Below are 19,692 nucleotides of genomic sequence, written 5' to 3' on the forward strand. Positions count from 1 at the left end.
TTCGTGCCCGGCACTCGGCCGGGAATGCCGGACACGAAGACGTGTTCCGAACATACATTCGATCCGTGGTCGATTCAACCCCTCATTCCCCTCCGACGCCCTCTGGATCTGCGACACACTCGAACAGGTGTGTGGCTGGGGCGTCGTCATCGGATACGGTTTCGATCGATGGTGGGAGTCAAACAGCGACCACCGACATCCGACGTCAGGAGACAGATGAGCGACCCGCAGCGCGCGAGCGCGGCCGTGACGGCCCCCTCCCGCAAGGCACTGACGGCGAAGCAGGAGTCGATCCTGGCGGCCATCCAGGCGAGCATCGCCCAGAGCGGCTACCCGCCGAGCATGCGCGAGATCGGCGACGCGGTCGGCCTCCGCTCGCTGTCGAGCGTCACGCACCAGCTCAACCAGCTCGAGCTCGCCGGCCGCATCCGCCGCGACCCGAACCGGCCCCGCGCCCTCGAGGTGCTCGCCGACGAGTCGGCCCCCTCCGCTCCCGTCACCACCATCCTCACCAGCAGCGACGACGGCGACACCGCCCACGTGCCCATGGTCGGCCGGATCGCCGCCGGCGTGCCCATCACCGCCGAGCAGCAGGTGGAGGACGTCATGCCCCTGCCCCGCCAGCTCGTGGGCAAGGGCGACCTCTTCATGCTGCGCGTCGTCGGCGACTCCATGGTCGACGCCGCCATCTGCGACGGCGACTGGGTCGTCGTCCGCCAGCAGCAGAGCGCGGAGAACGGCGACATCGTCGCCGCGATGCTCGACGACGAGGCGACCGTCAAGGTCTTCCGCCAGCGCGACGGCCACACCTGGCTGCTCCCCCGCAACAGCGCCTTCGAGCCGATCCTGGGCGACCACGCCCAGATCGTCGGCAAGGTCGTGGCGGTGCTGCGCTCGGTGTAGCGGGCTGGGTCGCGGCGGCCTCGACGGCACGACCCGCGACTCCTGCACCACCGTCGATCGTGACGACGAAGGCCCCCCGCCGAGACGGCAGGGGGCCTTCGTGCTGTGGCGGAGGGCCGGCGCTCAGCGCCGGGCGACCGCCGGCTGCACGAACGGTGCCAGGGCGGCCACGTCGCTCGGGTACACCCGGGCGTGGAGGCGCGTGCCGGCCTCCTCGTAGTCGGTCGAGACGACGCGGCCCGCGTCGTGCAGGTGCGCCACGACCTCTCCGCGGTCGTACGGCACGAGCAGGTCGACCTCGACCTCGGGCTCCGGCAGGAGGCCGGCGACGCGGTCGAGCAGCTCGTCGACGCCCTCGCCCGTCCGAGCGGAGACGAAGACCGCCGAGGGCTCGAGGCCCTGCAGCACGAGCCGCTGGTCGGCGTCGACGAGGTCGGCCTTGTTGAAGACGACGACCTCGGCGATGTCGTGGCCGTCGACCTCGGAGATCACCTGGCGCACGGTCGCCAGCTGCGCGGCCGGGTCGGGGTGCGAGCCGTCGACCACGTGCACGATGACGTCGCTCGCGGCGACCTCCTCGAGGGTCGACCGGAACGCCTCGACGAGCTGGTGCGGCAGGTTGCGCACGAAGCCGACCGTGTCGACGTACGTGAACGGGCGGCCGTCGGGCGTCGTGCTCTTGCGCACGGTCGCGTCGAGGGTCGCGAACAGGGCGTTCTCGACCAGGACGCCCGCGCTCGTCAGGCGGTTCAGCAGGCTGCTCTTGCCGGCGTTCGTGTAGCCCGCGATCGCGACGGAGGGCACCTCGTTGCGGTCGCGGTTCGCGCGCTTGGCGTCGCGCGCCGGCTTCATCTCCTTGATCTGGCGACGGAGGCGCGCCATGCGGGTGTGGATGCGGCGCCGGTCGAGCTCGATCTTCGTCTCACCGGGGCCACGGCTGCCCATGCCGGCACCGGCGCCGCCGACCTGGCCACCGGCCTGGCGCGACATCGACTCGCCCCAGCCACGGAGGCGGGGCAGCAGGTACTCGAGCTGCGCGAGCTCGACCTGCGCCTTGCCCTCACGGCTCTTGGCGTGCTGGCTGAAGATGTCGAGGATCACCGCGGTTCGGTCGATGACCTTGACCTTAACGACGTCCTCGAGGGCGCGTCGCTGGCTGGGCGCGAGCTCGGTGTCGGCGATGACCGTGTCGGCGCCGAGGGCGGCGACGGTCTGCCGGAGCTCCTCCGCCTTGCCCTTGCCGAGGTACGTGCTGGGGTCGGGGTTCGGACGCCGCTGCAGGAGGCCGTCAAGCACGACCGCGCCGGCGGTCTCGGCCAGGGCGGCGAGCTCGCGCAGGGAGTTCTCGGCGTCGCCGAGCGACCCCTGCGACCAGACGCCGATCAGCACGACGTTCTCGAGCCGCAGTTGGCGGTACTCGACCTCGGTGACGTCCTCGAGCTCGGTCGACAGGCCGCCCACGCGCCGGAGCGCGGCGCGGTCGTCACGGTCGAGCTGCTCGCCGTCGGAGCCGGCGTCGGCCAGGGAGCGGGTCTGGATCGCCTGCGCGGGCGAGAAGACGGTGTACGCGGAGGAGCGGGCCGCCGCGCGCTCCAGCACCCGGGCGACGACGTCGTCGGGCAGCTGGTCGCCCTGCTCGGCGTCGAGCGGGGTGGAGGGAGTGTCTGTCATCGGTGTGATCGTAGCCCTTTCGTCAGGCAGGTCGCAGGGCGCCCGGACGGGCGGGCCCTGCATCTTCGGTAGGTTGTGGGTCATGTCGAGCGAGCACTACTTCTCCCCGAACCCCGAGAGCGAGCTGCGTCGTCGCACGATCACGGCGACCCTCGCGGGCCGTGAGCTCTCGATCACGACGGCCGCGGGCGTCTTCAGCCCCGGCCGGGTCGACCCCGGCACGTCGGTGCTGCTGGCCGGCACCCCGGCGCCGCCCCCGGCGGGCGACCTCCTCGACGTCGGGTGCGGATGGGGGCCCGTCACCCTGAGCCTCGCGCTGATGTCACCCGACGCGACGGTGTGGGCCGTCGACGTGAACGAGAGGGTCCTGCAGCTCGTGCGCGAGAACGCCCGGGCCGCCGGCCTCCACAACGTCAACGCCGTCACCCCGGACGATGTTCCCGACGACGTCCGCTTCGCGACCATCTGGTCGAACCCGCCCATCCGCGTCGGCAAGGCCGACCTGCACGGCATCCTCGAGCGCTGGCTCCCCCGGCTCGAGGAGGGGGCCGACGCCTGGCTCGTCGTGCAGAAGAACCTCGGCGCGGACTCCCTGCAGCGCTGGATCGGCGAGACCATGGGCGACGTCGTCGACGTGCACCGCGCCTCCACCAGCAAGGGGTACCGCATCCTCCGCGCCACCCGCAGCTGACCCCGGGGAGGCGCGGGTCGGCCACCGCGAGGGAGCGCCGCGCCTCAGAGGGTCAGGGCGCCGCTGTAGACCAGCTCGGCCGGCCCGCTCAGCGAGACGTGCTCGCCGTCGGGGTGCTCCGTGACGCGGACGCCGACCACGCCGCCCGGCACCGTGACGAGCCAGGACGCCGGGGCGCCCGTGCCCGCCCAGTGGCGGGTCGCGAGGGCCGCGGCCGCCGCGCCGGTGCCGCAGGAGAGCGTCTCGCCGCTGCCGCGCTCGTGGACGCGCATGCGGATGCGGCCGACGCCGTCGACGACCAGGGGGTCGGAGGGGACGACGAACTCGACGTTGGCGCCGTCGCTCGGCACGGGGTCGAGCATCGGCGCGTAGCCGAGGTCGACCGCGTCGAGCTCGGCGTCGCCGGCCAGCGCGACGACGACGTGGGGGTTACCCACGGAGAGCGAGAGGCCGGGGCGCGCGGCGTGCAGCTCGCGGGCGCGCACGGTCGGCTCGGCGTCGTCGAGGCGCCAGGCCCCGAGGTCGACGCGGAAGCCGTCGACGGACCGCTCGACCCAGCGGACCCCGGCGCGGGTGCCGATCGCGAGGCGCTCGCCCTCGGCGAGCTCGACGAGGCCGCGCTCGAGCAGGTAGCGCACGTAGACGCGGATGCCGTTGCCGCACATCTCGGCGACGCTGCCGTCGGCGTTGTGGTAGTCCATGAACCACTCGGGGGAACCGGCGCCGTCGTCGACGAAGGCCGCGGCGCCGCCGGGCAGCGACGCCGTCTTCACGGCCCGGATGACGCCGTCGCCGCCCACGCCGAAGTGGCGGTCGGTCAGCGCCCGGATCGTCACGGGGTCGAGGTCGACCTCGGCGTCGGCATCGGTGAACAACACGAAGTCGTTGCCGGTGCCCTGGCCCTTGGTGAACTGCAGGGTGGTGGTCACCCGAGGAGTCTAGCGACGGCCCGCTCGACGGCCCGGGCCTCCCCCGTCTCCGACCAGTCGACGTCGGGCAGGCGGCGGAACCAGCTGACCTGGCGGCGGGCGTAGCGACGCGTGAGGGCCTGCGTGGTCTCCACCGCCTCCTGCTGGTCGACCTCGCCCCGCAGCTGCGCCGCAGCCTGCGCGTAGCCGATCGCCCGGCGGGCGGTGACGCCCCGGTCGAGGCCGAGCGTCGTGAGGTGCGCGACCTCGTCGAGGAGCCCGCCCGCCCACATGGCGTCGACGCGCTCGTCGAGCCGCTGCACGAGGACGGAGCGCTCCTCGCGGAGGCCGACCACGTGGGAGTCGCGCCACCGGGGCGCCTCGTCGGGCAGGGAGGCGGAGAACGGCTCCCCCGTGATCTCCCCCACCTCGAGCGCCCGCACGAGCCGTCGGGCGTTGTGCGGGCCGATGGACTCGGCCGCGCGGGGGTCGGTCTCGCGGAGCAGCGCGTGGAGCGCCCGCGGCCCCCCGCTCTCGCCCAGCGCCTCGAAGCGCGCCCGCACGACCGGGTCGGTGCCGGGGAAGCGGTAGTCGTAGAGCACGCTCGAGACGTACAGCCCGGAGCCGCCCACCAGGAGGGGCACGGCGCCGCGGGCCAGGACGGCGTCGACGGCCGCGCGCGCCTCCTTCTGGTACCACTCGACGCTCGCCTCGTCCGTCACGTCGAGGACGTCGAGGAGGTGGTGCGGCACTCCCCGGCGCTCGGCCGGGGGCAGCTTCGCCGTGCCGACGTCCATGCCGCGGTACAGCTGCATCGCGTCGGCGTTGACGACCTCCGCCGCCGCCCCGCGGGCGGCGAGGGCCTCGGCGAGGTCGAGGGAGAACGCGGACTTGCCCGTGCCGGTCGAGCCGACGATCGCGACCAGCACGTCAGCGGAGGTCGTCGGTCGCGCTGTAGATCGGCGTCGTCGCGACCCGGAGCGTCGGGAGGCCCAGCGACACGCGCGGCGCGGCGGTCGTGCCGGAGGCGCCCCCCACGGTCGCGGGGACACCGCAGGACGCCGCCTGGGCGCGGTCCCACGCGTCGCCCGCCCGCGTGCGGCGGAGGCTCCAGGGGCGGCCGGGGCCCGCGTCGGCGATCAGGTAGAACGGCGCGGCGTCGGTGACCTGCACCGAGACGACGTCGCCGGGACGCGGGACCTCGGCGCCTCGCGGCACCTCGACGTGCACGAGGCGGCTGTCTTCGGCGCGGCCGGAGAGCCGGTGCGTCGCCGCGTCCTTCCGGCCCTCGCCGGCGGCGACCATGACCTGGACGAGCCGCCCGACCTGGGCACGGTTCTCCGCGGCGGAGATGGAGTCCTGGAGGGCGACGAGACGCTCGTAGCGCTCCTGCACGACGGCCTTCGGCAGCTGGTCGGGCATCTCGCCGGCCGGGGTGCCGGGCCGCACCGAGTACTGGAAGGTGAAGGCGGACGCGAACCGCGCCTCCTCGACGACCCGGAGGGTCTCGGCGAAGTCGGCCTCGGTCTCGCCGGGGAAGCCCACGATGATGTCGGTGCTGATCGCCGCGTGCGGCATCGCGGCACGGACGCGGTCGAGGATGCCCAGGAACTTCTCGCTGCGGTAGCTCCGTCGCATGGCGCGCAGCACCCGGTCGGAGCCGGACTGGAGGGGCATGTGGAGCTGCGGCATGACGGTGGGCGTCTCGGCCATCGCCTCGATGACGTCGTCGGTGAACGACGCCGGGTGCGGGCTCGTGAACCTCACTCGCTCGAGGCCCTCGACCTGGCCCACCGCCCGCAGCAGCTTCGAGAAGGCGAGCCGGTCACCGAACTCGACGCCGTAGCTGTTGACGTTCTGGCCGAGGAGGGTCACCTCGATCACGCCGTCGTCGACGAGCGACCGGACCTCGGCGAGGACGTCGCCGGGCCGCCGGTCACGCTCCTTGCCCCGCAGGGACGGGACGATGCAGAAGGTGCAGGTGTTGTTGCAGCCGACCGAGATGCTCACCCAGCCGCTGTGCGTGGACTCGCGCTTGGTCGGCAGGGTCGACGGGAAGACCTCGAGGGACTCCAGGATCTCGACCTGCGCCTCGTCCCTGTGCCGCGCGCGCTCGAGCAAGGCCGGGAGGGAGCCCGTGTTGTGGGTCCCGAAGACCACGTCGACCCAGGGCGCGGCCTCGAGGACGGCCGCGCGGTCCTTCTGGGCGAGGCAGCCGCCGACGGCGATCTGCATGCCGGCGTGCTTCCGCTTGACCCCGGCCAGCTGCCCGAGCGTGCCGTAGAGCTTCTTCTCGGCGTTCTCGCGAACCGCACAGGTGTTGATGACGACGACGTCGGCCTCCGCCCCCTCCGGGGCGGCGACGAGGCCGGACGCCTCGAGCGAGCCGCTCAGCCGCTCAGAGTCGTGGACGTTCATCTGGCAGCCGTAGGTGCGCACCTCGTAGGTGCGCGGACGGACCTCCGCCGGAGCGGCCGGGAGCGGGGCGGAGGTGACCGTCGTCATGGTGACCCAGTGTAGATCGGCGCCCCCGCCCCCTCGGTCACTCGAAGCGGACGCCGCCGCCCCGAGGGCTGCCACCGCGCGGCAGCACCTTCTCGATCGCACGCCGCACGACGTCGGAGCGGTAGCCGCGCCTCATCAGGTACCCGTTCAGGCGTCGCTCGGCGGTGGCGTGGTCGAGCCCGCGGAGGGACCCGACGCGCTTGCGGGCCCACTCGTCGGCCCGGGACTGCTCGTCGTCGTCGTCGATGTCGGCCAGGGCCTCCTCGACGACCGAGGCGTCGAGCCCGCGCTGCCGGAGCTCCGACGTCACGGCTCCCCGACCGAGCCCCTTGCGCTCCTGCTTGGAGCGGACGAGGTTCTCGGCGAGCTCGCGGTCGTTGAGCAGCCCGACGCCCTCCAGGCGAGCCACCTCGCCCAGCACGACCTCCTCGTCGAGGTCACGGCTGCGGAGCAGCGTCGTCATCTCGGCGGAGGACACGCCGCGGCGCGACAGGGCGTGGAGGCTGACGTTCTCGGCACGTCGCCGCTGGGCGTCGAGGTCCTCGGGCTCGGGCTCCGGCTCCTGCTCGGTCGCGTCCGCGTCGGGAACGATCGTGGGCTCGACGGCGCGGAGCCGTGACCGGCTGCGGGGCGAGCTGGACGCCGGCGGCTCCTCCGCGGTCGGCTCCGGCGACGTCGGGGCCGACCAGTGGGCGCTGATCGCAGCCAGCCGTTCGGCGGTCTCGGCGACGGGATCACCGGGAGTCGACGCCGTGTCGCCCTCCCCGAGGCTCGCCTCGCCGACGGCGGGAGCGCCGTCGACAGCGTCGGGTCGGCCGGACCCCGAGCCCAGCGGGCCGGAGACCGCCCAGCCCGTCACGGGGTCGAGCTGCACGTCGCCGTCGGGGTCGAGGGCCGCGTCGCCGTCGTCAGCGTCGAGGGACTCCGTGGTGACCGGCTCGACGGAGGGCACGACGTCGAGACGACGTCGCGGGGCCGTGGTGTCGTCGGCGAGCGGCGCGGGAGGCGCGTCGCTGGACACGGGCCGACGGCCCGGCCCCGCACCCCGGACACCGAAGAGCGGTGTCACGGGGGCGAGGGCCGAGCCGTCGCCCTGCCCGTCGTCGTGCGTCATGCGCCCTTGCGAGCGGCGATCTTCGCCTCGATCGACTCGACCGGGGCCGCCGGGGCCGCAGCAGCGCCGACGCCGAGCTTCGCGAGGATCTTCTGCTCGATCTCGTCGGCGACGGGCGCGTTCTTGATCAGGAAGTTGCGCGAGTTCTCCTTGCCCTGACCGAGCTGGTCGCCCTCGTAGGTGTACCAGGCACCGGACTTGCGGACGATTCCGTGCTCGACGCCGAAGTCGATCAGGCTGCCCTCGCGCGAGATGCCGACGCCGTAGAGGATGTCGAACTCGGCCTGCTTGAAGGGCGGCGCCATCTTGTTCTTGACGACCTTGACCCGCGTCCGGTTGCCGACCGCGTCGGTGCCGTCTTTCAGGGTCTCGATGCGACGGATGTCGAGACGGACCGACGCGTAGAACTTGAGCGCCTTGCCGCCGGCGGTCGTCTCGGGGCTGCCGAAGAACACGCCGATCTTCTCGCGCAGCTGGTTGATGAAGATCATCGTCGTGCCGGTCTGGCTCAGGCCACCGGTCAGCTTGCGGAGGGCCTGCGACATCAGGCGGGCCTGGAGGCCGACGTGAGAGTCGCCCATCTCGCCCTCGATCTCGGCACGGGGCACGAGAGCGGCGACGGAGTCGATGACGATGAGGTCGATGGAGCCCGACCGCACGAGCATGTCGGCGATCTCGAGGGCCTGCTCACCGGTGTCGGGCTGCGACACGAGGAGGGCGTCGATGTCGACGCCGAGCTTCTTGGCGTACTCCGGGTCGAGCGCGTGCTCGGCGTCGATGAAGGCCGCGATGCCGCCGTTGCGCTGGGCGTTGGCGATCGCGTGCAGGGTCAGCGTCGTCTTGCCGGACGACTCGGGGCCGTAGATCTCGACGATGCGGCCACGGGGGATGCCCCCGATGCCGAGCGCGACGTCCAGCGCGATCGAGCCGGTGGGGATGACGGCGACGGGAGCGCGCTCGTCGCTGCCGAGGCGCATGACAGCACCCTTGCCGAACTGACGGTCGATCTGCGCGAGAGCGGTCTCGAGGGCCTTCTCGCGGTTCTCTGCTGAGGGCATGCTGTTCTCCTTCGGGGTGATGTCCGTGCGCCTGTAGGCTGTCGCGTCGCTGGGCACCGGTGGGGCAAGGAGCTCAGCGTGACGACAAGGCTGGTGGCCCCGACGAGGGTCGGGACCGGTGGAACGTCGATGCAGTGAACGCTACGAGCCACCACCGACACCGGTGGTGCCGGCATGGTGGCCGGTGGAGAACACGAGGCCTCGACGCCCTGGGGAGGACGCTACACCGATCCGAACGGATGTTCGACAGGGGCACGCGGCGTGTCGAACGCTCCGACGACCGGCAGCGCGACTCAGCGTCGGGGCTCGGGCAGCCCGACGCCGTGCCTCCGGGCGACGGGGACGCCCTCGGCGGCGCAGAGCGCCAGCCAGACGTCGCGCGGGGGCACGCCCTGGGCCACGGCCTCGTCGGCGGTGCGGTCGCCGAGCTCGGCGATGACCAGGTCGCGGGTCACGACGCGGCCGTAGGCCTCCCCGAACTCGTCGGCGACGGCACGACTGAACTCGCTCTTGCGCATCGCTCGAGGGTACCCGCGACGCCCCTCGCCCCGCACACGACGAACGCCCCCGGCCTGGGCCGGGGGCGTTCGGGCGACGTGGTGAGCGGGAGCTCAGCGCACCGCGAGGTCGGTGTCGAACTCGGCGACGAGGTCGTCGGGCAGCGTGTCGGGGATCGGGTTGAGGCCCTCGATGACCGCCATGCGGTCACCAACCTCGCGCATGATCACCGAGATGGGCGTCTCGAGCGCGTCAGCCACCGACGCGAGGATCTCGGAGCTGGCCTCTTTCTGACCACGCTCGACCTCGCTGAGGTACCCGAGCGCGACGCTCGCCTTGCTGGCGACCTGTCGGAGCGTCCGGCCCTTCTGCAGGCGGAAGTCGCGAAGGACGTCACCGATTTCTTGACGAACCAGAACCATGGGACCCTCCTCCGGATGGACGACCCACCAGACGGACGTCAGTGGTGGGCGGGTGTATCTGCGCGACGATCGTTGTCACTGTAACCACCACGATCTGTACGACGCTTGTGAACCCGGCAGTTGTAACGAGACCGAAACGCGGATCATTCCCGCGTGTCGTCGAGCCACTCAGCCAGCAGTGACAGGAGTTCGGAGACGGTGCCCGATCGGATGGCTCCGCGGTCGCCCCGGAGGTCGAGACGCCGTACCCGGCTGTCGTCGGCGGTGGCCAGCGCGATGTAGACCGTGCCCGCGGGCAGGTCTCCCTGGGGGCCCGGCCCGGCCACGCCGGTCGTCGCGAGGCCGAGGGTGGCCGGCGCCCCGGCGACGGCGAGGCGCTCGCGCACGCCGGCGGCCATGGCCGCCGCGACGTCGGGGTCCACGGGCCCCGTCGCGGCGAGCCGTGCAGCGTCGACGCCGAGGACGGTGTGCTTGAGCTCGGTCGCGTAGGCCACCACTCCCCCGTGCACGACGGCGGACGCCCCGGGCACCGAGACCAGCTCCGCCACGACGAGGCCGCCGGTCAGCGACTCCGCGACGGCGACGGTCTGGCCGCGACGCGCCAGCTCGGAGACGACCGACGACGCGTCGGCGATCACGCTCCGCGCCCGTGCTTCGCGGCGACGCGCAGGTAGTCGGCTCCGGAGACGAGGGTCGCCACGAGGGCGGCCGTCATGAGGACGCCGTTCACCCAGTGCATCCCCTCGCCGAACACGTTCCAGAGCGGGAAGAGGGCGAGCGTGACGGCCACGGCCTGGAGGACCGTCTTGAGCTTGCCCCCGCGGGACGCCGGCACGACGCGGTCCCGGATGACGATGAACCGGTAGACGGTGATCCCGACCTCGCGGAGCAGGATGAGGGCCGTCACCCACCACGGCAGCTCGCCGAGGATCGTCAGGGAGACGAGCGCTCCGCCGATGAGGACCTTGTCGGCGATCGGATCAACGATCTTGCCGAAGTCGGTGACGAGCTCCAGCCCGCGAGCGAGGGCGCCGTCGAGGCTGTCGGTGAGGATCGCCACGACGAAGAGCACCGCCGCCGCGATGCGCAGCGGCCCGTCGGCACCGTCGTCGACGAGCAGCCACGCGATGAACAGCGGGGCCATGAGGATCCGCACCACCGTCACGACGTTCGCGATGTTGGCCGTGCTCGCGGGCCCCGGGCCCTTGCTCGCGAAGCGCCCTCGGAAGGGGAACGTCGCCGGTGCGGGGGACGCGCCTCCGCTGCGGTCGTCGGTCATGGGTCAGTCCCTCCCGGTCAGGCCCCAGGCGTCTTCCGACCCCTCGTCGCCGTCGACCTCGTCGTAGCCCCGCGTCATCTCGGCGACGGGGTCGTCGTCGTAGCCCGGTCGCGGGCTCGACCCGGAGGACAGGCCGGCGGGCGCGCCCGCCCCGTGCTCGTCGTCGCCGCCGCGCAGCTTCGCCAGCACCCCCGGGAGCTGCTCGGGAGTAACGAGCACGTCACGCGCCTTCGAGCCCTCGGAGGGACCGACGATGTCGCGCGACTCCATCAGGTCCATCAGGCGACCCGCCTTGGCGAAGCCGACCCGGAGCTTGCGCTGCAGCATCGACGTCGAGCCGAACTGCGTGCTGACGACGAGCTCGGCGGCCGCGAGCAGGAGCTCGAGGTCGTCGCCGATGTCGCCGTCGATCTCCTTCTTCTCGACCACCGCGGCCACGTCGGGCCGGTAGTCGGGGCGCGCCTGACGCGTGACGTGCGCCACGACCTGGGCGATCTCGTCCTCCTGCACCCAGGCGCCCTGCACGCGCATCGCCTTGGAGGCGCCCATCGGCAGGAAGAGCCCGTCGCCCTGGCCGATCAGCTTGTCGGCGCCCGGCTGGTCGAGGATGACGCGCGAGTCGGTGACGCTCGACACCGCGAAGGCGAAGCGGGACGGCACGTTGGCCTTGATGAGGCCGGTCACGACGTCGACCGAGGGGCGCTGCGTGGCGAGCACGAGGTGGATGCCGGAGGCGCGGGCCAGCTGCGTGATGCGCACGATGCTGTCCTCCACGTCGCGGGGGGCCACCATCATGAGGTCGGCGAGCTCGTCGACGACCACGAGCAGGTACGGGTAGGGCTTGAGCGTGCGCGCGCTGCCCGCGGGCAGGACGAGCTCGCCCGCCACGACGGCGCGGTTGAAGTCGTCGATGTGCCGGAAGCCGAAGCTGGCGAGGTCGTCGTACCTCATGTCCATCTCCTTCACGACCCACTGGAGCGCCTCGGCGGCCTTCTTGGGGTTCGTGATGATGGGGGTGATGAGGTGCGGCACGCCCGCGTAGATCGAGAGCTCGACGCGCTTCGGGTCGATCAGGACCATCCGCACGTCGGTCGGCTTGGCCCGCATCAGCAGCGACGTGATCATCGAGTTGACGAAGCTCGACTTGCCCGAGCCCGTGGCGCCGGCCACGAGCAGGTGCGGCATCTTGGCGAGGTTGGCGACGACGTAGCCGCCCTCGACGTCCTTGCCGACGCCGATCGTCATCGGGTGCACGCTCTTCGCGGCGGCTCCGGAGCGCAGCACGTCGCCCAGCGACACCGTCTCGCGGTCGGTGTTGGGGATCTCGACGCCGATCGCGCTCTTGCCGGGGATGGGCGAGAGGATCCGCACCTCGTTCGACGCGACCGCGTACGAGAGGTTCTTGCTGAGCGCGGTGACCTTCTCGACCTTCACGCCCGGGCCGAGCTCGATCTCGTAGCGGGTGACCGTCGGGCCACGGCTGAAGCCGACGACCTTGGCGTCGACCGAGAACTGCCGGAGCACCTCCGTGATCGAGCGCACGATCTCGTCGTTCGCCTCGCTGCGGGCCTTGGCGGGCGGGCCCACGGCCAGGGTGGAGGCGGCGGGCAGCCGGTAGGGAGCCTGCGGCGAGTCGTCGTCGACGTCGAGCGACGCGGGCGGCAGCTCGTCGTCGTCGGGCGCGAGGACCGCCGCGGCGACGTCGCTCTCGGCGAGGTCGGCGGGCGGCAGCGACGCGGGGACGCTCGGCAGCACGGTCGTCGCCGCGGCCGCGGAGTCGTCACGGACCGCCGCCGGGGCCGGCGCCGGGGTCGGGGCAGGGGGCACCTCGACGCCCCGGGCACGGACGGCCTCCTCGGCCCGGTCGAGCTCCTCGAGGAGGCTGATGTCGAAGACGTCGGTGGCGCCCTCGTCGACGAAGCGGGGGGTCGTCGGCGCGGCCTCGACCGCCGCCGGCCCCGAGGCCCGGCGGTCGCGCCGGGACGGGCGGGCGGGGCGCTCCGGCGGCGCCTCGGCGAGGACGGGGGTGTCGTAGGCGGGGTCGTCCTCCCGACCGCTCTTGGTGCGTCGCCACCACGGGAGGCTCTCGGCGTCGTCGGTCGACCCGTCGGCGGCCTCGGCGGTGCCTGGCTCGGCGGCGGTCGCGCCGAACAGCCAGGCGTAGAGCTCGCCGAGGCGTCGACCGATGTGGTTCGGCGGGGTCTTGGTCGTGATGAGGACGGAGAAGACGAGGAGCACGACGACCACCGGGACGGCCACCCACTCGGTGGCCAGGGCGACCATCCAGGAGGCGACGAGCCAGCCGAGCACGCCGCCGCCGCCGGCGAGGGCGGGCAGGCCCTCCGCGGCCTGGGGCTGCCCGCCGAAGATGTGGCAGAGCGCGCTGATCGACACGATCATCAGGCCGAGGCCGATGCCCATCCGCGTGTTGTCGTGCACGGAGGCCGGGTGCCGGAAGAGCCAGCCCGCGAAGAGGACCATGATCACCGGCAGGGCGTAGGCGACCCGGCCGACCAGCGCCCCGAACGTGTAGGCGTCGAGCGCCTGCGCGACGGGGCTCGTCGGGTTCAGCCACTCGACCGCGGCGCCCGCGACGGCGAGCAGGACGAGCAGGAACGGCACCCCGTCGCGGCGTTCGCTGGCGTCGAGCGCCTCGCGGCCGAGCAGGCGGAAGGCGCCGCCGGTGGCGTGCGCGAGGCCCATCCATGCCCGGGAGACGACGCCGGGGCCCGGGTCGACCGCCGCGGGCGGGGGCGTCGGGAGCTTCTTGGTGGCAGCCGTCGCGCCGCGGGCGCCGGACGCGCGGGAGCCGGAGCGCGATCGCGGGGTCTGCTTGGTGGGCGTGGCCATGGGCTCGAGGGTACCGCCCGCCCCCGACGCGGGTCGGAGGCGGGCGGCGCGTCAGCGGCGGGCGGGGTCAGTAGCGGATGGCGTCGATGACCTTGACGCGCACCGCGACGAGGGCCGGCAGGAGCCCGGCGACCGCGCCGATGAGCGTCGCGGAGCCGAGGCCCACGAGGGCCGCCGTGATCGGGAAGGGGGGAAGGTCGTCGACCGCCCCCTGCGCGATGAACCCCTGCACGGTGCCGTTCTGCACGACCAGGACGGCCACCATGACGCCCACCACGCCGGCCACGACGGTGCCCGCGACGCTCTCCAGCATCACCGAGAAGAAGACCCGCGGAGCCGTCGCCCCGAACGACCTCCGCACCCCGATCTCGCGGATGCGCTGGCGGACCGTCACCAGGGCGATGTTGACGAGCCCGAGACCGCCGAGCAGCAGCACGAGCACCCCGACCCCGGTGATCGTCAGCTTGATCGGCAGGAAGGGATCGGTGTCACCGGCGTATGCGGCGTAGTCCGTCCGGCTCACGTCGACCTGGACGTCGTCGCCGAGGGCGGCGGCCAGGTTGCCCTGCACCATCGCGCTGAGCTCGTCGCCCGACCCCGGCGGCAGCCACATCTCGTACTGCGGTGACTCCGGGTAGCCCCCCTGCGAGACCGGCACGAGGTCGAGCTCGTCGGAGGGGAGGAGGAAGATCGCGGGCCCCTCCCCCTCGTAGAGCGCGGCGGTCACGCCGACGACCACCCCCGTCGCCGAGTCGGCGCCGCGGAGCTGCAGGGTGGGGTGCGACGAGACGGGCGGACGGCCGAGCTGCTCCCACAGGGCCTCGTTCACAACGACCGCGGGCGCCATGCGACGCTCGTCGCCGTCGACGAACCACGACCCCTCGGCCAGGGCGACGCGGTGCATCTCGCCGTACTCGGGGTCGACGATCTGCGCCGACACGTCGGTGAGCCCGCCCGGCAGCTGCACGGAGCGCGTCGTGTAGAGGGCCTCCGACGCCCAGGTGACGTCGTACCGCGACATCGTCGAGCGGAACTCCCGGTCGACGAGGGCGGGGTCGAGCACGCCGGCGCCCGTCGTGTAGGCCGAGACCGTGTACGTGGCCGGCCGGCCCCCGGACTTCTCCGACGACTCCCGCGTCGACTGCTCGGCCAGGCTGCCGAGGCCGACCACGGCCGTCAGCGCCGCCACGGCGACCGCGACCCCGACGAGGCTGAGCAGCACGCGCAGCTTGTTGACCCGCAGCTCCGACCAGGCCTCGACGAACGCCCCCACGACGCCCGACAGCAGCCCGCTCACGCCGCGGCCCCCGGGGTCGCGGGCACGAGCGCCGACGGGCCGGCGAGCTCGCCGCCCAGCCGTGCCGCCGACAGCACGCCGGCGTCGAGCGCGTAGTGCCGGGCCGCGAGGCCCGCGACCGCGAGGTCGTGCGTGATGGTGACGAGGGCCGCGCCGGTGTCGGACGAGATGTCGTCGAGGAGGCGCATGACCGTCGCGCCCGTCTCGATGTCGAGCGCCCCCGTCGGCTCGTCGGCGAGGATGACGCGGGGGTCGCGCACCAGCGAGCGAGCGATGGCGACGCGCTGCTGCTCGCCCCCGGAGAGACGGTGCGGCATCGAGTCGACCCGGTCGCCGAGCCCGACCTTCTCGAGCATCTCCGCGGCGATCGACCGTCGCCGCCAGAACCGCCGGCCGCGCGCGTAGAGCAGCGGCGTCATGACGTTCTCGAGCGCCGTCCGCCCCTGGAGCAGGTTGAACTGCTGGAAGATGAAGCCGACCTGCTCGCCCCGCAGGCGGTCGCGCGCCCCCGACCGGAGCCCGCTCACGTCGACGTCGTCGAACGAGTGCGTGCCCGTGGTCGGCGCGTCGATGAGGCCGAGGATGTTGAGCAGGGTCGACTTGCCCGAGCCGGAGCGGCCCACGATGCTCACGTGCTCCCCGGCGGCGACGACGAGGTCGACGCCGCGGAGGATGTCGAGGGCCGCCCCGTCGGCCAGGGGCACCGTCTTGGTCACGCCCTCGAGCCGGATCAGCGGCATCAGCAGAGGACCTCTCCGGTCATCGGGTCGACGCAGCCCTCCTGCGGGGCGACGGCGCCCGGCACGAACTCGAGCACCGTGTCGCCCTCGACGAGGCCGCCCGTCACCTCGACGGCCGTGCCGTCGTTGATGCCGAGCGTGATCTCGCGCTCCTCCTGCGTGCCGTCGGCGCCGACCACGGTCACGACGCCCTTGCCGGCCGCGCCCTCGACGGCGGTGAGCGGGACGGTCAGCACGTCGGTCGCCACGCCGGCGGGGATGGTCAACGTCGTCGCGAGCCCGGCGAACACCGTGACGTCGGCCGGCACGGCGCAGCTCACCGACTGACCGGAGGTGCCGGTCGCGGCGGGGTCGCCGCCGTCGCCCGACGTCGACGGCGCCGCGGCGCCGACGCCGCCCACGACGAGCGCCGTGCACGCGAACGGCGCCGGCCCTCCCGGGATCGACGCCGTGCCCTCCGTGGGGCGGCTGACCAGGCGGTACAGCTGGTCGGCGGCCAGCGAGCCCGTGACGTGGAAGGTGGGAGGCGCCACCTTCGCCACCGGGTCGCCCACGGCCACGATCTGGTCCTTGATCACGGGGAGCTCCGTGACGGTGCCGGCCACCGGGGCCGCCACCACGGCGGTCTTGACGACGGGGGCACGCTCGGTGACCGTCCCGTCCGCCGCGACGAGCGCCTCCTGCGGGGTCTCCGAGCGGAGCGTGGCGATCTTGTCGCCCGCCGCGACGACCTGGCCCTTCTCGACGACGACCGTCACGACGGTGCCGGCGAGGGTGGCCGGAGCGACGGACGCGGCGTCGGCCTCGACCGTGGCGTCGACGGTGACGTCGTTCGTGACGGTGCCGACCGCCACGGCGACCTGGGGCTCGACCGCCTCGCCGGTCGGGACGGCGACCGAGCCGGACGCGGCGTCCGGCGCGGCGAAGAACGCGAGCTTGACGAGGGCGACGGCGATCGCGGTGAAGATCAGGATGCGGAGGATCGGGAAGATCCAGGTCTTGGCCACGCGCACGGGCGACTCCCCCTTCGGAGCAACGGACGGAACGTGCTCACCCTAGGAGCGGGGGGACGACGGAGGNGCGCTGATGACGACCGGCACGATCATCGGGCGCCGGCGGTGCTGCGTGTTGACCCAGCGACCGACCGTGCGGCGGACGACCTGGCTGAACTGGTGCGTGTCTCGCGTGCCGCCCTCGGCGGCCTCGGCCAGGGCCGCGATGATCTTCGGCAGCACTGCGTCGAACACCGAGTCGTCCTCCGCGAAGCCGCGCGACTGGATCTCGGGCCCGACGACGACACGGCCGGTCTGCGCGTCGAGGGCGACGAAGATCGAGATGAAGCCCTCCTCGCTGAGGATCCGCCGGTCCTTCAGGTCGGCGTCGGTGATCTCGCCGACGGTCGAGCCGTCGACGTAGACGTAGCCGAGGTCGAGCTGGCCGACGACGGTGGCCACGCCGTCCTTCAGGTCGACGACGACGCCGTCCTCGCCGAGCACGGTGTTCTGCTCGGGGACGCCGGTGCGGACCGCCAGGGCGGCGTTGGCGTACAGGTGCCGGTGCTCGCCGTGGACCGGCATGACGTTGCGGGGCCGGAGCACGTTGTAGCAGTACAGGAGCTCGCCGGCCGAGGCGTGGCCGGAGACGTGGACCTTCGCGTTGCCCTTGTGCACGACCTTCGCCCCGAGCTTCGTGAGCCCGTCGATCACCCGGTAGACGGCGTTCTCGTTGCCGGGGATCAGGCTCGAGGCGAGGATGACCGTGTCGTCGCGGCCGATCTCGATCTGGTGCTCCCTGTTCGCCATGCGCGCCAGGACGGCCATGGGTTCGCCCTGCGAGCCCGTGCTCATGTAGACGATGCGGTCGTCGGGGAGGTCCTTCGCCTTCTTCGCGTCGATCAGCACGCCGTCGGGCACCCTCAGGTAGCCGAGGTCGGCGGCGATGCCCATGTTGCGGACCATCGAGCGCCCCATGAAGGCGACGCGGCGGCCGTTCGCGTGCGCGGCGTCGAGCACCTGCTGGACGCGGTGGACGTGGCTCGAGAAGCTCGCGACGACGACCCGGCGCGGCGCGCGGCGGATGACGTCGTCGAGGACGGGGCCGATGTCGCGCTCGAGCGCCGTGAACCCGGGGACGTCGGCGTTGGTCGAGTCGGGCAGGAAGAGGTCGACGCCCTCCTCGCCCAGCCGGGCGAACGCCCGGAGGTCGGTGATGCGGTCGTCGAGCGGCAGCTGGTCCATCTTGAAGTCGCCCGTGTGGAGCACGAGGCCCGCCGAGGTGCGGATGGCCACGGCGAGGGCGTCGGGGATGGAGTGGTTCACCGCGACGAACTCGAGCTCGAACGGCCCGAGGGTCTCGCGGCCCCCCTCGCGGACGGTCAGCGAGTACGGCGTGATCCGGTGCTCCTTGAGCTTCGCCTCGATCAGCGCAAGGGTCAGCTGCGACCCGATCAGCGGGATGTCGGCGCGGAGGCGGAGCAGGTACGGCACGGCGCCGATGTGGTCCTCGTGGCCGTGCGTCAGCACGATGGCGAGGACGTCGTCGAGGCGGTCCCGCAGCGGCGAGAAGTCGGGCAGGATCAGGTCGACGCCGGGCTGGTGCTCCTCCGGGAAGAGCACGCCGCAGTCGACCACGAGCAGCTTGCCGTCGATCTCGTAGATCGTCATGTTGCGGCCGATCTCACCGAGGCCGCCCACCGGCACGACGCGCAGCGTGCCGGGCTCGAGCGCGGGAGGGTCCTGGATCGTCGTGGTCATCGCGTGGTGCCGTGCACCTTGGGCAGGGCGCCGCCGGCCGCCGCGTTGCGGTCGGGGCGGAAGCGGCTGAGGTCGAGGCCGGGGATCTCGCCGACGTGCGACAGCTCGTCCTCGATCAGCGCGGCCTCGCTGTCCTCCGGGCCGACGAGCGGCAGGCGCACGCGCGGGCTGGAGATGCGGCCGAGGCCGTGCAGGATGTACTTCGCCGCGACCGTGCCGGGCACGTGCGTCATGACGGCGCGCACGAGCGGCTCGAGCATCTGGTGCGCCGCGGTGGCGGTGTGCAGGTCGCCCGCGTTCACGGCGTCGACGATCGTGCGGTACGGCGCGGCGGCGATGTTCGCCGTCACCCCGATCAGGCCGGAGGCGCCGATCGAGAGGTGCGGCAGGACGTTGGCGTCGTCGCCCGAGAAGTACAGGAGGTCGGTCTGGTTGATGACCCGGCTCACCTCGGCGAAGTCGCCCTTGGCGTCCTTCACGGCGACGATGTTCGGGTGCTTCGCGGCCCGCAGCAGCGTCTCGTACTTGATCGGGATGCCCGTGCGGCCGGGGATGTCGTACAGGATGACCGGCAGGTCGGTCGCGTCGGCGATCATGCGGAAGTGCGTGAGGACGCCCGCCTGCGTGGGCTTGTTGTAGTACGGCGTGACGATCATGACGCCGTCGGCGCCCGCCGCCTCGCTCGCCTTGTAGAGCTGGATGGCGTGGGCGGTCTCGTTCGAGCCGCCGCCCGTGATGATCTTCGCCCGGCCGGCCGACACCGACTTGCCGACCTCGACGAGCCGGAGCTTCTCCGGGTCGGTCAGCGTGCTCGTCTCGCCGGTGGTGCCGGTGACGACGATGCCGTCGGCACCCGCGGTGATGCAGTCGTCGATGTGCTTCTCGGTCGCGGCCCAGTCGACCTCGCCGTCAGCGGTGAACGGGGTGACGAGAGCGACGAGGACCTGCCCGAAGGGGTTGCTGATGTCAGACACGTCGACCAGCGTACTGGCTCGCTCCGTCG

The 19,692-nt window shown here is 72.8% G+C and carries 17 protein-coding genes and 1 pseudogene; 2 read left to right on the top strand and 16 right to left on the bottom strand.

All coding sequences use genetic code 11. The features are described from left to right. Positions 1–216: 216 nt before the first annotated feature. Positions 217–903 carry a transcriptional repressor LexA gene (lexA, locus tag IFT72_RS06580; protein WP_056056206.1) on the top strand — a complete coding sequence of 229 codons (687 nt, stop codon included), beginning with the start codon at positions 217–219 and terminating at the stop codon, positions 901–903. Positions 904–1,026: 123 nt separating this feature from the next. Here lexA and hflX read toward each other — a convergent pair whose 3' ends face one another. After that, complete coding sequence (gene hflX / locus IFT72_RS06585) at positions 1,027–2,574, bottom strand: GTPase HflX (RefSeq protein WP_056056207.1); 1,548 nt, start codon at positions 2,572–2,574, stop codon at positions 1,027–1,029. Between the two features lie 82 nt (positions 2,575–2,656). On the opposite strand from hflX, the gene IFT72_RS06590 reads away from it, so the two are divergent. Then, a complete protein-coding gene (locus IFT72_RS06590) occupies positions 2,657–3,265 on the top strand; it encodes a class I SAM-dependent methyltransferase (protein ID WP_192045947.1) in 609 nt (202 codons plus the stop codon). Between the two features lie 44 nt (positions 3,266–3,309). On the opposite strand, the gene dapF is transcribed toward IFT72_RS06590, so the two are convergent. From dapF to dapA, 15 genes and pseudogenes are all read right to left on the bottom strand, one after another. Next, on the bottom strand, positions 3,310–4,194 hold the full coding sequence (dapF, locus tag IFT72_RS06595; RefSeq protein WP_192045948.1) for a diaminopimelate epimerase: 885 nt from the start codon (positions 4,192–4,194) through the stop codon (positions 3,310–3,312). Next, the gene (gene miaA, locus IFT72_RS06600; protein WP_192045949.1) at positions 4,191–5,102 is read right to left on the bottom strand and encodes a tRNA (adenosine(37)-N6)-dimethylallyltransferase MiaA; all 912 of its coding nucleotides are present in this window, start codon (positions 5,100–5,102) and stop codon (positions 4,191–4,193) included. Before miaA ends, dapF begins: the two co-directional genes overlap by 4 nt. Before the next feature lies 1 nt (position 5,103). After that, entirely contained in the window at positions 5,104–6,678 is a 1,575-nt protein-coding gene (gene miaB, locus IFT72_RS06605) for a tRNA (N6-isopentenyl adenosine(37)-C2)-methylthiotransferase MiaB (protein WP_192045950.1), read from the bottom strand. A gap of 37 nt (positions 6,679–6,715) precedes the next feature. Further along, the gene (locus IFT72_RS06610; protein WP_192045951.1) at positions 6,716–7,792 is read right to left on the bottom strand and encodes a regulatory protein RecX; all 1,077 of its coding nucleotides are present in this window, start codon (positions 7,790–7,792) and stop codon (positions 6,716–6,718) included. Then, complete coding sequence (recA, locus tag IFT72_RS06615; protein ID WP_056058750.1) at positions 7,789–8,850, bottom strand: recombinase RecA; 1,062 nt, start codon at positions 8,848–8,850, stop codon at positions 7,789–7,791. The genes IFT72_RS06610 and recA overlap by 4 nt, the downstream gene beginning before the upstream one ends. Positions 8,851–9,143: 293 nt before the next feature. After that, on the bottom strand, positions 9,144–9,368 hold the full coding sequence (locus IFT72_RS06620) for a DUF3046 domain-containing protein (protein WP_056056219.1): 225 nt from the start codon (positions 9,366–9,368) through the stop codon (positions 9,144–9,146). Between the two features lie 93 nt (positions 9,369–9,461). After that, a complete protein-coding gene (locus IFT72_RS06625; protein ID WP_055794896.1) occupies positions 9,462–9,770 on the bottom strand; it encodes a helix-turn-helix domain-containing protein in 309 nt (102 codons plus the stop codon). 143 nt (positions 9,771–9,913) lie between these two features. Further along, positions 9,914–10,405 (bottom strand): CinA family protein, encoded by a 492-nt coding sequence (locus IFT72_RS06630; protein WP_056058753.1) that lies wholly within the window; start codon positions 10,403–10,405, stop codon positions 9,914–9,916. After that, the gene (gene pgsA, locus IFT72_RS06635) at positions 10,405–11,049 is read right to left on the bottom strand and encodes a CDP-diacylglycerol--glycerol-3-phosphate 3-phosphatidyltransferase (RefSeq protein ID WP_192045952.1); all 645 of its coding nucleotides are present in this window, start codon (positions 11,047–11,049) and stop codon (positions 10,405–10,407) included. The genes IFT72_RS06630 and pgsA overlap by 1 nt, the downstream gene beginning before the upstream one ends. Positions 11,050–11,052: 3 nt before the next feature. Next, the gene (locus tag IFT72_RS06640; protein WP_192045953.1) at positions 11,053–13,899 is read right to left on the bottom strand and encodes a DNA translocase FtsK; all 2,847 of its coding nucleotides are present in this window, start codon (positions 13,897–13,899) and stop codon (positions 11,053–11,055) included. Between the two features lie 67 nt (positions 13,900–13,966). Then, complete coding sequence (locus tag IFT72_RS06645; RefSeq protein ID WP_192045954.1) at positions 13,967–15,196, bottom strand: ABC transporter permease; 1,230 nt, start codon at positions 15,194–15,196, stop codon at positions 13,967–13,969. Continuing rightward, on the bottom strand, positions 15,193–15,936 hold the full coding sequence (locus tag IFT72_RS06650) for an ABC transporter ATP-binding protein (protein WP_056056227.1): 744 nt from the start codon (positions 15,934–15,936) through the stop codon (positions 15,193–15,195). Before IFT72_RS06650 ends, IFT72_RS06645 begins: the two co-directional genes overlap by 4 nt. Beyond that, entirely contained in the window at positions 15,936–16,949 is a 1,014-nt protein-coding gene (locus tag IFT72_RS06655) for an efflux RND transporter periplasmic adaptor subunit (RefSeq protein ID WP_056056229.1), read from the bottom strand. The genes IFT72_RS06650 and IFT72_RS06655 overlap by 1 nt, the downstream gene beginning before the upstream one ends. 67 nt (positions 16,950–17,016) lie before the next feature. Continuing rightward, a pseudogene (locus IFT72_RS06660) lies at positions 17,017–18,689 on the bottom strand (ribonuclease J); the annotation flags it as partial. Beyond that, positions 18,686–19,663, bottom strand: a complete 978-nt coding sequence (gene dapA, locus IFT72_RS06665) for a 4-hydroxy-tetrahydrodipicolinate synthase (protein WP_056056233.1) — start codon at positions 19,661–19,663, stop codon at positions 18,686–18,688. The pseudogene IFT72_RS06660 and the gene dapA, both read right to left, overlap by 4 nt. Between the last annotated feature and the right edge of the window lie 29 nt (positions 19,664–19,692).

The organism is Frigoribacterium sp. CFBP 8754, assembly GCF_014841815.1.
Taxonomy (GTDB): domain Bacteria; phylum Actinomycetota; class Actinomycetes; order Actinomycetales; family Microbacteriaceae; genus Frigoribacterium; species Frigoribacterium endophyticum.

Excerpts from the sequence above, each read along its gene's own strand:
- lexA (WP_056056206.1), top strand. The coding sequence starts at position 217 with ATGAGCGACCCGCAGCGCGCGAGCGCGGCCGTGACGGCCCCCTCCCGC.
- hflX (WP_056056207.1), bottom strand. The coding sequence starts at position 2,574 with ATGACAGACACTCCCTCCACCCCGCTCGACGCCGAGCAGGGCGACCAG.
- IFT72_RS06590 (WP_192045947.1), top strand. The coding sequence starts at position 2,657 with ATGTCGAGCGAGCACTACTTCTCCCCGAACCCCGAGAGCGAGCTGCGT.
- miaB (WP_192045950.1), bottom strand. The coding sequence starts at position 6,678 with ATGACGACGGTCACCTCCGCCCCGCTCCCGGCCGCTCCGGCGGAGGTC.
- IFT72_RS06610 (WP_192045951.1), bottom strand. The coding sequence starts at position 7,792 with ATGACGCACGACGACGGGCAGGGCGACGGCTCGGCCCTCGCCCCCGTG.
- recA (WP_056058750.1), bottom strand. The coding sequence starts at position 8,850 with ATGCCCTCAGCAGAGAACCGCGAGAAGGCCCTCGAGACCGCTCTCGCG.
- IFT72_RS06620 (WP_056056219.1), bottom strand. The coding sequence starts at position 9,368 with ATGCGCAAGAGCGAGTTCAGTCGTGCCGTCGCCGACGAGTTCGGGGAG.
- IFT72_RS06625 (WP_055794896.1), bottom strand. The coding sequence starts at position 9,770 with ATGGTTCTGGTTCGTCAAGAAATCGGTGACGTCCTTCGCGACTTCCGC.
- pgsA (WP_192045952.1), bottom strand. The coding sequence starts at position 11,049 with ATGACCGACGACCGCAGCGGAGGCGCGTCCCCCGCACCGGCGACGTTC.
- IFT72_RS06640 (WP_192045953.1), bottom strand. The coding sequence starts at position 13,899 with ATGGCCACGCCCACCAAGCAGACCCCGCGATCGCGCTCCGGCTCCCGC.
- IFT72_RS06650 (WP_056056227.1), bottom strand. The coding sequence starts at position 15,936 with ATGCCGCTGATCCGGCTCGAGGGCGTGACCAAGACGGTGCCCCTGGCC.